14 protein-coding genes are annotated in these 13,005 nt (G+C 74.5%); 5 read left to right on the forward strand and 9 right to left on the reverse strand.

The features are described 5' to 3' along the window. The first annotated feature begins 75 nt into the window (after positions 1 to 75). A complete protein-coding gene (locus IF89_RS0116270; RefSeq protein ID WP_030767624.1) occupies positions 76 to 918 on the forward strand; it encodes a TIGR02452 family protein in 843 nt (280 codons plus the stop codon). 50 nt (positions 919 to 968) lie between these two features. Here IF89_RS0116270 and IF89_RS0116275 read toward each other — a convergent pair whose 3' ends face one another. The 4 genes from IF89_RS0116275 to IF89_RS0116290 form a co-directional block, all read right to left on the reverse strand. Beyond that, entirely contained in the window at positions 969 to 1,433 is a 465-nt protein-coding gene (locus IF89_RS0116275; protein WP_030767628.1) for a type II toxin-antitoxin system PemK/MazF family toxin, read from the reverse strand. 47 nt (positions 1,434 to 1,480) lie between these two features. Beyond that, positions 1,481 to 1,927 carry a DUF7144 family membrane protein gene (locus tag IF89_RS0116280; RefSeq protein WP_030767637.1) on the reverse strand — a complete coding sequence of 149 codons (447 nt, stop codon included), beginning with the start codon at positions 1,925 to 1,927 and terminating at the stop codon, positions 1,481 to 1,483. A 158-nt stretch (positions 1,928 to 2,085) separates the two neighbouring features. After that, positions 2,086 to 3,534, reverse strand: coding sequence for an amidase (locus tag IF89_RS0116285; RefSeq protein WP_078628330.1), 1,449 nt, complete (start codon positions 3,532 to 3,534; stop codon positions 2,086 to 2,088). A 188-nt stretch (positions 3,535 to 3,722) separates the two neighbouring features. Further along, a complete protein-coding gene (locus IF89_RS0116290) occupies positions 3,723 to 4,505 on the reverse strand; it encodes a DUF4190 domain-containing protein (RefSeq protein ID WP_030767642.1) in 783 nt (260 codons plus the stop codon). A 372-nt stretch (positions 4,506 to 4,877) separates the two neighbouring features. On the opposite strand from IF89_RS0116290, the gene IF89_RS0116295 reads away from it, so the two are divergent. From IF89_RS0116295 to IF89_RS0116310, 4 genes are all read left to right on the forward strand, one after another. Continuing rightward, on the forward strand, positions 4,878 to 6,077 hold the full coding sequence (locus tag IF89_RS0116295) for a thiolase family protein (protein WP_030767645.1): 1,200 nt from the start codon (positions 4,878 to 4,880) through the stop codon (positions 6,075 to 6,077). A gap of 163 nt (positions 6,078 to 6,240) precedes the next feature. After that, complete coding sequence (locus IF89_RS0116300) at positions 6,241 to 7,680, forward strand: aldehyde dehydrogenase family protein (RefSeq protein ID WP_030767648.1); 1,440 nt, start codon at positions 6,241 to 6,243, stop codon at positions 7,678 to 7,680. Between the two features lie 131 nt (positions 7,681 to 7,811). Further along, complete coding sequence (locus IF89_RS0116305) at positions 7,812 to 8,219, forward strand: thioredoxin family protein (protein ID WP_030767651.1); 408 nt, start codon at positions 7,812 to 7,814, stop codon at positions 8,217 to 8,219. 41 nt (positions 8,220 to 8,260) lie between these two features. Next, positions 8,261 to 9,688 carry a dihydrolipoyl dehydrogenase family protein gene (locus IF89_RS0116310; RefSeq protein WP_030767654.1) on the forward strand — a complete coding sequence of 476 codons (1,428 nt, stop codon included), beginning with the start codon at positions 8,261 to 8,263 and terminating at the stop codon, positions 9,686 to 9,688. 133 nt (positions 9,689 to 9,821) lie between these two features. Here IF89_RS0116310 and IF89_RS0116315 read toward each other — a convergent pair whose 3' ends face one another. From IF89_RS0116315 to IF89_RS0116335, 5 genes are all read right to left on the reverse strand, one after another. Next, positions 9,822 to 10,133, reverse strand: coding sequence for a DUF2087 domain-containing protein (locus tag IF89_RS0116315; RefSeq protein ID WP_030767657.1), 312 nt, complete (start codon positions 10,131 to 10,133; stop codon positions 9,822 to 9,824). 169 nt (positions 10,134 to 10,302) lie between these two features. Next, positions 10,303 to 10,953: a hypothetical protein gene (locus IF89_RS0116320; protein WP_030767660.1), complete on the reverse strand. Its 651-nt coding sequence runs from the start codon at positions 10,951 to 10,953 to the stop codon at positions 10,303 to 10,305. Beyond that, entirely contained in the window at positions 10,950 to 11,480 is a 531-nt protein-coding gene (locus IF89_RS49055; protein ID WP_267882103.1) for a DUF6114 domain-containing protein, read from the reverse strand. The genes IF89_RS0116320 and IF89_RS49055 overlap by 4 nt, the downstream gene beginning before the upstream one ends. Next, positions 11,471 to 12,100: a DUF6230 family protein gene (locus IF89_RS0116330; protein ID WP_051807114.1), complete on the reverse strand. Its 630-nt coding sequence runs from the start codon at positions 12,098 to 12,100 to the stop codon at positions 11,471 to 11,473. Before IF89_RS0116330 ends, IF89_RS49055 begins: the two co-directional genes overlap by 10 nt. A 108-nt stretch (positions 12,101 to 12,208) precedes the next feature. Further along, complete coding sequence (locus tag IF89_RS0116335) at positions 12,209 to 12,976, reverse strand: MerR family transcriptional regulator (protein ID WP_234327775.1); 768 nt, start codon at positions 12,974 to 12,976, stop codon at positions 12,209 to 12,211. Positions 12,977 to 13,005 lie beyond the last annotated feature (29 nt).

Genomic DNA, 13,005 nt, shown 5'->3' on the forward strand with positions numbered 1-13,005 from the left:
CATCACCCGTGCCTACCCCTCCCTCAGGGACAAAATCCTTTGCCGCCGGGGAAAAGGAGCGCCCAGGATGGCGGCGTGAGCAGCAGATTGCGCGAGATCGCGCGGGAGAACGCGGACATCCTGGCGGCCGGCGGGTACCGGACGCGGTCGGGGCGGCAGGTCCCGCTCGCCGCCGCCCTGGCGGACGCCAAGGCGGGAACCAGAATATACGGACCAAAGCGTGTCATTCCAGGCGAAGGGCCCGTCGGTGGGGGGTACGCGACCGCCGTCGAGGTCACGGGGGAGAGCAGCACGGTCGCGGCCCGCAGGCTCACCGCGGAGGCTGCGACGGGTGCGGCGGGCGCCGCCGGGGTGCCGGTGGCGGTCCTCAACTTCGCGTCGGCCCGCAATCCCGGGGGCGGCTACGTCCGCGGGGCGAAGGCCCAGGAGGAGGCCCTCTGCCGGGCCTCCGCCCTGTACGAAACGCTGCTGGAGGCGCCGGAGTACTACGAGGTCCACCGGGCGGAAGCCAGCACCTTCTACACCGACCGGGTGATTCACTCGCCCGGCGTCCCGGTGTTCCGCGACGACCGGGGCGAGCTGATGGACTCGCCGTTCCTGGCCGGCTTCCTGACCTCGCCCGCGCCGAACGCCGGCACGATCCTGCGGCAGGAGCCCGAACGGGCCGCCGAGATTCCGGGGGCGCTGGCCCGGCGCGCACAGCTCGTCCTGGAGGTGGCGGCCTCGCACGGCTACCGGCGGCTGGTGCTCGGGGCCTGGGGCTGCGGGGTCTTCCGCAACGACCCGGCGGCGGTGGCCGAGGCCTTCCGCGCCCTGCTGGCGGGACGCTTCGCGGGCACCTTCGAACAGGTGACCTTCGCGATCCTGGACCGCGATCCGACCACCCGGGAGACCTTCGAGCGCCTCCTCCTTCCCTGATGCCGCCGGGCACCGCCCGCCAGGGCGCGTGCACCACCCCGCGGCTCAGGTCACCCGTGCCAGCCGTAGCGTTCGCGCAGGCGGGTCGCCACCAGGGCGAAGCGGCCGCGGTCCAGCGCGCAGGCCTCCCGCCGCATCCCCGACTCGTGGAGACGCAGCACCCGGTCCACGTCGACCCACGACTCCCGGCCCGCACCGTCCCAGGGTCCCGTCCCGATCGGCACCCACTCGTGGTCGTGGTCGTGCCGCTTGCTGGACAGCTGTACGGCGAGCAGCGTCCGGCGGCCCGGTTCGCGGGCCACGACGAGCACCGGCCGGTCCTTGCCGCGGCCGTCGTTCTCCTCGAACGGGACCCAGGTCCAGACGATCTCGCCCGGGTCCGGGTCGCCGTCGGGATCGGGCGCGTACTCCGTCCGCACCGGCCCGATGGCGTGCGGATCGGCTTCGGTGGTGGCCGAGGCGCCGGCGCGGCCCGGCTGGTCGGCGCGCCCGCTGCTGTGTGAAAGTGCCGTCATCCGGGCGAGGGTACTGCCTCCCCAACCGCCTGCTCCGCCACGGGAACCTACGGCGTGCGCCCCTCCGCCTCGTGGTGCGCTCCCGTGCACAGGGCCCAGACGACGAGGACGTTGACGGCGATGAGCACCAGCGCCCACAGCGGGTAGTACGGCAGCCAGAGGAAGTTGGCGACCGCGCCGAGTCCGGCGACGATGATGCCGAGGTAGCGCGCCCACGCGGCACCGGCGGCGAGGACGGCGCAGCCGGCCGCGACCAGGGCGACCCCCAGGACCAGGTGGATCCAGCCCCAGCCGGTCAGGCTGAACTCGAACACGTAGTGGCGCGTCACGACGAACAGGTCGTCGTCGGCGACGGCGGCGATCCCCTCGAAGAACGCCATCGCTCCGCCGAAGACCATCAGGACGGCCGCCAGGACGGTTCTGCCCGACGTGGCCGCGTGCCACGAGCCCCGGTGCGTGCGGGCCGCCCGGGGCCTGCCGGCGTCTTCGGCCATGTCGGTCTCCTCGGGTGGCAGTGCCGGCCGACGGGGCGGGCCGGACCGGCGGGATCCCCCTCCAGCGTGTCACGGGGCCCCGCCGCCGGCATTCCGGCCCCGCGCGGCCCCCCGCGCGGCCCCCCGCGCGGCTTCCGCCCGGCGCCGGGGGGCTGCCCTCAGCCGGGTCGTCGGGCCGCCCAGCCCTCCACCGCCTCCAGCTGCGCGGCCAGGCTCAGCAGCAGCGGCTCCGAGTCCGCCGGGCCGAGCAACTGCGCGCCCACCGGCAGCCCGTCCTCCGTCAGCCCGGCCGGGACGTTCACCCCGGGCCAGCCCAGGACGTTCCACGTCCACGCGTACGGACAGGCGGCGATCATCGCCCGGTCCGTCGCCATGGCCCCCAGACCGGCGAGCGCCCCGATCCGCAGCGGCGCAGTGGCCGTCGTCGGGGTGAGGACCACGTCGAAACGGCCGAAGATCTCACCGACCCGCCGGTGCAGCACGGCTTCCGCCCGCCGGGACACGCGCAACGGCAGACCACCCAGCAGTCGGCCCGTGCGTACGGCCTCGTGCGTCCGCGGGTCCAGCAGCGCCGGGTCCGGCATGCGGGCCGCCCAGTCCCGTACGCCGCTGGTCGCGCGGGGTACGAACGTCAGGCCGATCGGGCCGTAGCGGGGGTCCTCCGGGATCACCTCGTGCCCCAGCGACTCCAGCCGCGCCGCCAACCGCTCCACCGCGGAACGCACCTCCGGGTCGAGGGACTTGGGCGTCGCCGTGAAGGCCATCGCGAAGGACAGCGCGATCCGCAGCCGGCGCGGGGTGCGCCGGGCCGCCTCCACGGCGCGGATGGGCGCGGGGCGGTGCAGGTCGGCGGGATGCGGTCCGCTGGCGGCGTCCAGCAGGAGCGCCGCGTCCGCGACCGTACGGGCCAGGACCCCGTTGACCGTGAGCCCGTTGAAGGACTCCCGCTCCGGCCAGGTGGAGATCCGCCCGCGTTGCGGCTTCACACCGACGAGATGGGTCCATGCGGCGGGGATCCGTACCGACCCGGCCCCGTCCGAGCCGAGCGCCGCCGGGACCAGGCCCGCCGCCACGGCGGCCGCCGAGCCGCCGGAGGAACCGCCCGGGGTGTAGGACCGGTGCCACGGATTGCGGGTCTCGCCGAAGGCCCCGCCCTCGGTGAAGGGCCACTGCCCCAGCTCCGGCGTCTGCGTCTTGCCGACGATGACCGCGCCGGCCGCCCGCAGCCTGCGCACCGCCTCGCTGTCGACGGTCTTGGGGGCGAAGGCCCCGCCGCAGCCGAACGCCGTCGCCTCGCCGGCCACGTCCATGTCGTCCTTCACCGCGAGCGGCACGCCCAGCAGCGGCAGCCGCTCGCCCGCTGCGAGCCTGAGGTCGGCCGCGTCGGCCTCGGCCAGCGCCGCCTCCGCGCGCACCGTCCGGAAGGCGTTCAGCCCGGGCTGCGCCGCGGCGATCCGCAGGAGCGCCTGCTCCGTCAACTCCCGCGCGGAGACACGCCCTTCCGCCAGCGCGGCGGCCATCTCGACCAGACCGCCGCACGGCGTCGTGGACCCGGCCGCGGACTGCGGCGTGACCGCTGCCGCGGCAGCACCGGTTGACTCCGACATCGCGAACCCTCCCCGTTACCGATCGGTAGGAAGACCGTAGCGGGGAGCGGCCCAGGATGTCAGTGCGAGGAGGGGACCTCCTCGCGCCGGCAGGAAGCGTGTGGAAGGCCCGCCGGCGGGTGCGGGCCGTCGCCCGCAGCCGCGGCGCGGACGGCGTCCGTCGCGGGCCTGGGCGGCGCGCCCGCTGCTCAGCTGCCGCCGGCCCGGACCGATCCGGTGCTCGCACCGCTGGCGTCACCCAGGAAGCAGGTGACCTCGCGGTCGCCGAGGGCCCACGTCGAGGCCTGCGGGAAGTAGTAGTAGACCTCCAGCTTGTCCGCGAGGCCCGGGTCCTCGCCGACGTAGTCGGTCAGCAGCTTGCCGGCGCACTTCTCCTCGGCGAGCGCGGTGACCTTCTCCGTCCCCGGGTACGTGCCGTTGTCCAGGTTGAAGACGGCGTACGCCTCGCCCTCGTGCGGCTGGTCGCAGGGCACCACGCGCACCGAGAACGACGCTTCGCCGCCGTCCTCGTCCTGGTACTCCGCCAGGTCGCCGCCCGTGTTGAAGCAGTCCCCGGTACGGATGTCGCTCGTCCTGCTGGAGCCCGAGCCGGTGACCTGCCCGCTGGTGTCGCGCTTCGGCGTCGGCCCGTCGTCGAGTGCTCCGGAGAGCCCGAGGACCAGCAGGATCCCGTAGAAGGCGATGGTCACGCCGTGGATGACGATCGCCGCGACGGCGAAGCCCTTGCCCTTCTCGCCGCGCCGGCGGATCTGGGAGAGGGCCACGATGCCGAGGATCAGCGGCACCAGCGGGATCGCGCACACGAGGGACATGACGAACGCGACGATGGCCAGCGCGTTGTTCTTCTGGGGGGCCGGCGGCGGGTACCAGCCCTGCGGGCCGCCGAACGGCGCGGGCTGCCCCGGCTGTCCGTACGGTCCCGGCTGCGGGTACGGCTCGGGGGACGACGGGGGGCCGGGCGGTATGGACATGCGCGTGGAGCTCCTTGCTCAGAGGGTGGGACGCAGCCGACGGCGGGCGGCGACGGGCCGCCGCTGCGTGCAGGCAGGCTTGATGGTCGCACGCAGCCAGGACAGCCCGATCCCCGGTGTCCCGCAGGCGGCCGGCCCCCGCCCGGCGGCCGCACGCGGCCCCGCACCCCCGAGAGGGCGGATCCCGCTGGTGATCGGGACGGTCCCGGGTCGGCACTGTGGGCGGCCGTGCCGCGAGGGGGCCGTTGACAGGCGGTGAGCTGCGGACGGACACTGCGGGCGCGCCCCACCGGGCGTGCCCGGTGGCGTGCCCCGGTGCCGGACCGGCATCGGTGCGCCCGCGCCCGTACGGATCCGCCCAGGAGAGACCCCATGAGCATCCGCACCGTCCGCGACGTCTACGTCGTCGACGCCGTCCGCACTCCCATCGGCAAGTTCGGCGGGGCCCTCGCCGGGGTCCGGCCCGACGACCTGGCCGCGCACGTGGTGCGTGCCCTGGTGGACCGTACGCCCGATCTCGATCCGGCCCGCATCGACGACGTCGTCTTCGGCGACGCCAACGGCGCGGGCGAGGACAACCGCGACGTCGCCCGCATGGCGGTACTGCTGGCGGGCCTGCCCGTGACCGTTCCCGGCGTCACCGTCAACCGGCTCTGCGGATCCGGCCTGGAGGCCGTGATCCAGGCCGCCCGTGCCATCGCCCTCGGGGACGCCTCCGTGGCCGTGGCGGGCGGCGTCGAGTCGATGAGCCGCGCCCCGTGGGTGGTCCAGAAGCCCGAGCGGGCGTTCCCCGCCGGCCACCAGCAGATGTGGTCCACCACGCTGGGCTGGCGGATGACGAACCCCCGGATGCCCGCCGAGTGGACCGGCTCCCTCGGCGAAGGAGCCGAACTGATCGCGGACAAGTACGCCGTCACCCGCGAGGCACAGGACGCCTTCGCGCTGGAGAGCCACCGCAAGGCCGCGGCCGCCTGGGCCGCCGGCCTCTACGACGGCGAGGTCGTGCCCTACGCGGGCGTGGACCTGGCACGGGACGAGTGCATCCGCGAGGGCTCCACGCCCGAGGCGCTGGCCAAGCTGAAGCCCGCCTTCCGGACGGACGGCCGGGGTACGGTCACGGCGGGCAACGCCTCCCCGCTCAACGACGGCGCGGCCGCCCTGCTGCTGACCGACGAGGCGGGCCTGGCCGCCACGGGACGGGAGCCGCTCGCCCGCATCAGCGCCTGCGCCGTCACCGGGATCGAGCCCCAGCTCTTCGGCCTCGGTCCGGTCGACGCCGTCGAGCGCGCCCTCGGCAAGGCCGGCCGGGGCCTCGGCGACCTCTCCGTCCTCGAACTCAACGAGGCCTTCGCGGCGCAGGCCCTGGGCTGCCTGGCGGCCTGGCCGGAGCTGGACCCGGCCGTGGTCAACCCGCGCGGCGGCGCCATCGCGATCGGCCACCCGCTCGGCGCGTCGGGCGCCCGCCTGGCCGGCTCGGTCGCGCACCAGCTGGCCGCCGCGGGCTCCGGTACGGGCATGGCCGCGCTGTGCATCGGCGTCGGGCAGGGCATCGCGCTCGTCCTGGAGCGCTGACGGTTCAGCCCCGAGGGTGTCGATCGTTTCCGGTCAGCCCTCGGCCCCAACTGCCCAATAACTGAACAGAAGTGGCGCCTCCGGTCTGGCACGATGGCGCGTGCTGCCCCGCCCCACCCCCCCTGCACGGCAGCCCGCCCACCCCCACCGGAGGCCCCGCGCCATGCCGCTCCTCGACCCGACGCTCTGGCAGGACGGACCCACCCTCACCGGCGGAGCGGCCCCCGTCGTCGAACCCGCGACCGGCCGCACCCTCGCCACCCTCGACCTCGCCGCGCCCGCCGACGTCGCGGAGTGCGCCGTACGTGCCCGGGCGGCCCAGCGGGAGTGGTCCCGCACCACCCATGTCGAACGGGCGGCCGTGCTGCGCCGCGCCGGCGACCTCTTCACCGCCCACACCGACGAACTGGGGCAGTGGCTGGTGCGTGAGTCCGGGTCGATACCCGGCAAGGCCGCGTTCGAGCTGCACGTCGCCGCCCAGGAGTGCTACGAGGCCGCGGCGCTGGCGTCGCGCCCGACCGGGCAGGTCCTGCCGAGCGAGGCGCCCCGGCTGTCCTTCACCCGCCGGGTCCCGGCGGGCGTGGTCGGGGTCGTCGCCCCCTTCAACGCCCCGCTCATCCTGGCGATCCGCTCGGTCGCACCGGCGCTGGCGCTCGGCAACGCGGTCCTCCTCAAGCCGGACCGGCGCACCGCCGTCTGCGGCGGACTCGCCCTGGCGGCGGTCTTCGCCGCCGCGGGGCTGCCGGACGGGCTCCTGCACGTCCTGCCCGGCGGCGCCGACGCAGGTGCGGCGGTGGTCGCCGACCCGCGGGTGCCGGTGGTGTCCTTCACCGGATCCACCGCCGTCGGCCGCACCGTCGCGGAGCTGGCGGGGCGCCACCTCAAGCGCGTCCACCTGGAGTTGGGCGGCAACTCGGCCCTCGTCGTGCTGTCCGACGCGGACATCGGGGCCGCCGTCGCCCAGGCTTCCTGGGGTTCCTTCTTCCACCAGGGCCAGATCTGCATGACGGCCGGCCGCCACCTCGTGCACGCCTCGCTCTACGACGAGTACGTCGAGCGGCTCGCCGCACGCGCCGAGGAGCTGGCCGTCGGGGACCCCTACCGCGAGCAGGTGCACCTCGGCCCGCTGATCGACCGCGACCAGCTGGAGCGCGTCCACGCCCTGGTGGAGGCCAGCACGGCGGCGGGGGCCAAGCTCGTCGCCGGCGGCACGCACCGGGACCTCTTCTACCGGCCGACCGTGCTCGCGGGCGCGGCCGACGACACCCCCGCCTACACGGAGGAGGTCTTCGGCCCGGTGGCGCCCGTCCGGTCCTTCGCGACCGAGGACGAAGCGGTGGAACTGGCCTCGGCCGGACCGTACGGCCTGTCCCTGGGGATCGTGACCCGCGACGCCGGACGCGGCCTCGACCTGGCCGAGCGGATCCCGACCGGCATCGCGCATGTCAACGACCAGACGGTGAACGACGAGGCCGTCGCACCGTTCGGCGGTGTCGGCGCCTCCGGCACCGGGGCCCGCTTCGGCGGCGAGGCGAACCTGGACGCCTTTACGGAACTGCGCTGGACCACGGCCCGCACCGCTCCCGCCGGGCACCCCTTCTGACCCGGTGCCCCTTCCGGCCCGGCACCCCGTCCGGCCGATCACCTCTGCCGACGCCGTCCCGGGCGGGTGGAATGGACGGGACCGGTCGTTCGTTCACCGAGCAGACGGCTCTATCAGGAGGTCTGTACACCGTGGCTACAGTCGAGCTCACCAAGGAAAACTTCGACCAGACGGTCAGCGAGAACCCGTTCGTCCTGATCGACTTCTGGGCGGGCTGGTGCCGGCCGTGCCTGCAGTTCGCACCGGTCTACGAACGGGCCTCCGAGGCCCACCCCGACCTGGTCTTCGCCAAGGTGGACACCGAGGCCGAGCAGGAGCTGGCCGGCGCCTTCCAGATCACCTCGATCCCGACGCTGATGATCGTCCGGGACCAGGTGGCCATCTTCGCCCAGCCCGGCGCCCTGCCCGAGGCGGCCCTGAGCGACCTCATCGGGCAGGCCCGCGCCCTCGACATGGACGAGGTGCGCGCCAAGATCGCCGCCTCCCAGCCGGGTGCGCAGGGTCCCGGCGGTCCGGCGTCCGGCACGCCGGAGGCCTGAGTGCGTGACGCGGCCGTCGATCACCGGTGAGACTGGCCCGTATGACTGAATCCGTGGAGTACGACGTCGTGGTGCTCGGCGGGGGACCGGCCGGCGAGAACATCGTCGACCGGACCCGTGCCGCCGGGCTCACCACGGCGCTGGTGGAGAGCGAACTGGTCGGCGGCGAGTGCTCGTACTGGGCGTGCATCCCCAGCAAGGCGCTGCTGCGGCCGGTGCTGGCGCGGGCCGACGCCCGCCGCGTGCCGGGCCTGGCGGGCGCCGTCGCGGGCCCGCTGGACGCCGCCGCGGTGTACGCGCACCGCGACTACTGGGTGGGCGACTGGAAGGACCAGGGCCAGATCGACTGGCTCGACTCCGTCGGCGCCGACGTGCACCGCGGGCACGGCCGCCTGTGCGGGGTCCGCCAGGTGGCCGTCACCGGCCCGGAGGGCGAGCACCTGGTGCTGTCGGCCCGGCACGCGGTGGTGGTCGCCACCGGGACCCGCGCGGTGATCCCCGACCTGCCCGGCATCGCCGACGCCCGCCCCTGGACCAGCCGGGAGGCGACCTCGGCGCGGCAGGCCCCGGGCCGGCTGGTCGTCGTGGGCGGTTCCGTGGTGGCGTGCGAGATGGCCACCGCCTGGCAGGCGCTGGGTTCGCAGGTGACCGTCCTGGTCCGGGGCGCGGGGCTGCTGCCGCGGATGGAGCCCTTCGCGGGGGAGCTCGTCGCCGACGCCCTGCGCGAGGCCGGAGCGGTGGTCCGTACGGGGGTGGCCGTCGAGTCGGTCGTCCGCGACGGCCCCACCTCACCCGTCCGCGTGGTGCTGGAGGGCGGCGAGGTCGTCGAGGGCGACGAACTGCTGATGGCCACGGGCCGGGCGCCGCGGACCGAGGACATCGGGCTGGACAGCGTCGGCCTGGCGCCGGGCGGCTGGATCGGGGTCGACGAGACCTGCCGGGTGCCCGGCTTCGACTGGCTGTACGCCGTCGGTGACGTCAACCACCGTGCCCTGCTCACCCACCAGGGCAAGTACCAGGCCCGTATCGCGGGCGCAGCCATCGCCGCCCGCGCCGCCGGCACCCCGCTGGACACCGGTCCGTGGGGCGCCCATGCGGCGACGGCCGACACCCGCGCCCTCCCGCAGGCCGTCTTCACCGACCCGGAGGCAGCCGCCGTGGGTCTGACCCTGGCGGAGGCGGAACAGGCCGGCCACCGGGTCCGCGCTGTCGACTACGACCTGTCGAGGGTGTCCGGCGCCGGGCTCTACGCCGACGGCTACCGCGGGCGGGCCCGGATGATCGTGGACCTCGACCGCGAGGTCCTGCTGGGGGCGACCTTCGTGGGCCCGGGCGCCGCCGAGCTGGTGCACGCGGCCACCGTTGCCGTCGCGGGAGAGGTCCCGATCGCGCGCCTGTGGCACGCCGTACCGGCCTTCCCGACCGTCAGCGAGGTCTGGCTGCGCCTGCTGGAGACCTACCGCGGCTGAGGCGGGCCGGCGGGGCCGGGGCGGGGACGCGCGGGCGACGGGTCGTCACGTGGCGTCACGTGCGGTGGCGCTTGATCGAAGGTACGGGCGCCGGGCGTCGCCCCTCCCGTGCTCGACGACGGCGGCCGGCGGCCTACTGCGCAGTGGTCGTGGACCGCTGATAGCTGCTGCCGTCCCGGGTCCGCACGAGCAGCCCCGAGGTGATCAGGTAGCGCCGCAGCGCCGGGCAGTCGTCGTGCACGGTCCGCAGCGCCTCGTTGACCTGGGGCTCGGTGTAGGTGCGTGCCACCTCGAACAGGGTCTCGGCGAGATGGAGGAGCAGCTGCTCCCGCCGGGCGGCCCGGCGCGGGATCGCGGTGAGGCGGCCGCCGGAGAAGAGGTCGGAGACGTCCCGGCGGGCCGTGCGCGGGACAGACTGCTGCGGTGGTTCGGTGCTCTGCGCCATGGCAGGGAGCCTCTCGCGGCCCAGCCGGTCCGGCAACGCAATTTACCGTCCACCCGCCCTCCGGGTGCGGAGCCGTCAGGCGGCGGGGCCCGCCCGCCCGGACGACTCCGGGCGGACGGGCCGGGCTGCGCACGTACGCTGCGTGGGAGGACGGGCCGGCCGGTCGGGCTCAGGGGCCGACGGTGATGTTCTGCGCCGGGTCGGTGACGTCCGAGACCTTGTAGACCGCGTTGAACACGGACGCGGTCGCGCTCGTCGGGCAGCCGAACCCGCCGGTGACCTTGACCGGTACGGAGGCGTTGGTGAAGGTCAGGCTCGACGGGCTGCCGTTGGCCCAGGTCCCGGCGACGCTCGCCGGGGCCGTGGGTGCGGCCGTGACCGTACAGGAGGCCAGTCCGGTCGTCTTCACCACCAGCCCGCCCATCGGTACGGACATGGTGGCGGTGATCGGTGCGCCGTCCTGCATGGACACCGCCCAGGCGCCGCTGGTGGTGACCGTCGGGGTCACCCCCGGCATGCTGGAGGTGCAGGAGCTGTACGTCGGCGGCGAGATCGGCGAGGACACCGGTCCGGCCGGGTTGCTGTTGCCGGGGGCGGCCGGCACCGTTCCGGTGGAGACGGAGACCGTGCAGGTCACCGTCACCGAACCGGCCTTGAGAGTGGCCTTCCCGCTGAGGACGGCCTTGAAGTCGTGGCCGGCCGGGGTGACGGTCGTCGAACCGGCCACGGGTGCGGGAGCGGCGGAGGCGGTGACCGAGGCGAGCGCCATGGCTCCGGCGGCGGCCGTTCCGAGGGCGAGCGCGGTGCGCGTGCGGCTCATGGCTGAGCTCCTTGGGGATCGGAGTGCGGGGTGGGGGGAGGTGGTGCGCTCCGGGGCGCGACCGGAGCCGGGGCGGAGGCGGGCACCGGCGCCGGGGTGGAAGCGGGCGCCGGGTCGGGCTCCGCCCCCGTGGCGGGTGCCGTTGCGGCTCCGGTTCCGCCGCCGGTGCGCCCGGCGGCGTACGGCTGCCAGGCGAACATCAGGCCGCCGCCGAGAATGCCGAACAGGGTGCCGACCAGGAAGCCGCCCAGATTCGACAGGACCAGCGCGGCAGTGGCGATCAGGGTGGTGAGGACACCCGCGAGCGCACGCTGGGGCGGCGAGAACCAGGCGGTGAGGCCCAGTACGACCATCACGATGCCCATCAGGACGGACGGGATCCCCGCCACCCCCTGCTGGAGCATGATCTTCAGCGGCGCCAAGGGGAGGACGCAGATCCACGCCCCGGCCAGGATGGCGAACAGCCCGCCCCAGAAGGGCCGGCTGCGCCGCCACCGACGCCACCGCTGACGGCGGCTCAGAAGCATTCCTTCTTGCCCTTGCTGACGTTCATGCCGAGGCCGGAGAGCTTGAAGGTGCCGGCGTTCGTCGCCCACGCCGTCTGTTGGAGACCGGTGATGCGGACCGTGTCGGCCTGCTGGGCGAACAGGTCCTGCATGCCCTGTGCGTCGGCCGGTCCCTTGTCGAGGGTGGAGGCGTCGCGTCCGATCTCGATGTTGGTGAACACGGCGTCACCGGCGAGCTGGGTCGCGTCGACGAAGAGGTTGCTCGCCTCCACCGGGGTCTTCTTGCCCGCGGTGAGGTTGAGCGAGATGTCCCCGATCACCGGGAGGGTGGTGACCACGGACTGGCAGAGGTTGTTGAGTCTGGCCTCCCGGATGGCGGTGACGGCCACGGGGATGAGCTCGTCGCGGGCGTTGACGTCGACGCCGCCGTACTGGGCGAAGCCCTCGCCCTCCAGGCTGCTCGCCGACACCTTGAACTGCTGCCCCGACACGGCGAACGAGGCGGCCAGCGCCCCCTGGGCGAGGGCGATGCCGAGGCCCGCGGTCACCGCGACGGCGGGGACGGTCAGGACGGCGAACCGGCGCCAGCGGACGCGGCCCGATTCGCTGTGATCGTCGGATAAGTGGGGGGAACCGGTCATGGGATCGTCCCTTGTTCTCGGCTGTGCACCGTTGTTACCGACGAGTTGAATGTAAGAGTGCCAATGGCGGTTGGCAAGGTTGTGCGAGTGCGCCCTTTGAGCCGACTCCTACTGCTCCGTACGCAGCAGTTCGGCGACCTCGGCGTCCACCCGCCGGGCCATCGCGCGCGAGAACTCCGTGGCCACGACCTCGCCGGCGACCGGCCGCAGGGCCCGCACGGCTGCCGTGATGTGCTGGAGCTGACCGGCCGAAAGCAGCTCCAGCCCGTCCGCGCCGATCACGTGCCTCCGGAACAGTCCGACGAACCGGTCCGCCAGCGCGGCGGCCTGCGCCTGCACGAACTCCCCGGCGTCCAGGATCTCCGCCAGCGGCACCCCCTGCCGCACCAGCGCCAGTGTCGCCTCCAGCAACCGCCGGCTCGGGTAGGTGACCAGGTCCCCGTCGACCGTGACGTATCCCAACTCCGCCGCCCGCCGGGTGTCCTCGGCGGTGGCAGTGGGGCCGAACAGCTCGCGCAGCGCGGCCCGGGTCAGCGTCACCGGCTCCTCCTGCACCCAGTCCCGGGTCATCTCCCGTTCCAGGCCCAGCAGTTGGGGCAGGCCGCCGCCGTCCTCCCAGGCGCTCAGCAGCTCCCCGATGCCGTTGACCGTGTAACCGCGCCCCAGCAGGTCGCTGATCAGGCGCAGCCGGGTCAGGTGGTCGTCCGAGTACCAGGCGATCCGGCCCTCCCGGCGCGGCGGCGGGAGCAACCCGCGCTCCTGGTAGTAGCGCAGGTTGCGCACCTTGACGCCGGCCGCCCGGGCCACTTCCTCCCGGCGGTAGCGCCCGCCGCCGCCCGCCTCGTCACTGCCTGCGTCCCGCACCTGGCTGCTCACGCGCCAGAGTGTAGGACGTACCGGCAGGT

The organism is Streptomyces sp. NRRL F-2664 (assembly GCF_000719345.1).
Lineage (GTDB): Bacteria > Actinomycetota > Actinomycetes > Streptomycetales > Streptomycetaceae > Streptomyces.

Coding starts and splice junctions, on each gene's coding strand:
- IF89_RS0116295 (WP_030767645.1), top strand. CDS start 4,878: ATGAGCATCCGCACCGTCCGCGACGTCTACGTCGTCGACGCCGTCCGC.
- IF89_RS0116290 (WP_030767642.1), bottom strand. CDS start 4,505: ATGTCCATACCGCCCGGCCCCCCGTCGTCCCCCGAGCCGTACCCGCAG.
- IF89_RS0116320 (WP_030767660.1), bottom strand. CDS start 10,953: ATGAGCCGCACGCGCACCGCGCTCGCCCTCGGAACGGCCGCCGCCGGA.
- IF89_RS0116300 (WP_030767648.1), top strand. CDS start 6,241: ATGCCGCTCCTCGACCCGACGCTCTGGCAGGACGGACCCACCCTCACC.
- IF89_RS0116285 (WP_078628330.1), bottom strand. CDS start 3,534: ATGTCGGAGTCAACCGGTGCTGCCGCGGCAGCGGTCACGCCGCAGTCC.
- IF89_RS0116330 (WP_051807114.1), bottom strand. CDS start 12,100: ATGACCGGTTCCCCCCACTTATCCGACGATCACAGCGAATCGGGCCGC.
- IF89_RS0116315 (WP_030767657.1), bottom strand. CDS start 10,133: ATGGCGCAGAGCACCGAACCACCGCAGCAGTCTGTCCCGCGCACGGCC.
- IF89_RS0116280 (WP_030767637.1), bottom strand. CDS start 1,927: ATGGCCGAAGACGCCGGCAGGCCCCGGGCGGCCCGCACGCACCGGGGC.
- IF89_RS0116275 (WP_030767628.1), bottom strand. CDS start 1,433: ATGACGGCACTTTCACACAGCAGCGGGCGCGCCGACCAGCCGGGCCGC.
- IF89_RS0116310 (WP_030767654.1), top strand. CDS start 8,261: ATGACTGAATCCGTGGAGTACGACGTCGTGGTGCTCGGCGGGGGACCG.
- IF89_RS49055 (WP_267882103.1), bottom strand. CDS start 11,480: ATGCTTCTGAGCCGCCGTCAGCGGTGGCGTCGGTGGCGGCGCAGCCGG.